The sequence below is a fragment of the Aquibium sp. ELW1220 genome, assembly GCF_030398385.1.
In the GTDB taxonomy this organism is placed as follows: Bacteria; Pseudomonadota; Alphaproteobacteria; order Rhizobiales; family Rhizobiaceae; genus Aquibium.
In genome coordinates this window covers 1-535 of record NZ_JAOAOQ010000129.1, presented here as the reverse complement: position 1 = coordinate 535, position 535 = coordinate 1, and the positions used below count along the sequence as shown (strand labels likewise).

1 protein-coding gene is annotated in these 535 nt (G+C 57.9%); it reads left to right on the top strand.

Annotated features, from left to right (window positions below; genetic code table 11):
- Positions 1 to 327: 327 nt before the first annotated feature.
- Positions 328 to 535, top strand: a 208-nt coding sequence (locus N1F91_RS31040; protein ID WP_289997774.1) for a ParB N-terminal domain-containing protein, incomplete at its 3' end; no start/stop codon positions are given.

Genomic DNA, 535 nt, shown 5'->3' with positions numbered 1-535 from the left:
GCGCTGTCGCCGCTGCCCGGTTTTCGCGTGTTTTTTCCGGTTTGATTTTTCCGTTTTGTTTTGATTTCAGGGGGTCTAAATCATTGAAATCATTGATGTCGACCCCAACGAAGCGGGTTTTGAAAGGGTAGAACGCGCACTTCCGCATTTTGCCAGTTCGTTTTGATTTCGGTTGGTTTAACGTACTGAAATCATTGAAGTGGACCCCTCACGAAGCGGGTCTTGAAGGCGCTTTCGCCAACCACGTTCGGGCGCCACTGCGTTTTGATTTCGAGCCGGCCTGACCGGCCCGCCGTTGCTGCAATTTGACTTCTCCCGGAGAGCGCGATGATCGTCACCGACATGCCGATCGAGCGGCTGATCCCCTATGCGCGGAACCCCCGCAACAACACCGCGGCGATCGATGCGGTGAAAGCCTCGATCGCCGAGTTCGGGTTTCGCCAGCCGATCGTCGTCGACGAGAAGATGGTGGTGATCGTCGGCCACACCAGGCTGGAGGCCGCCAAGGCGCTCGGGCTCGCGACGGTGCCGGTGC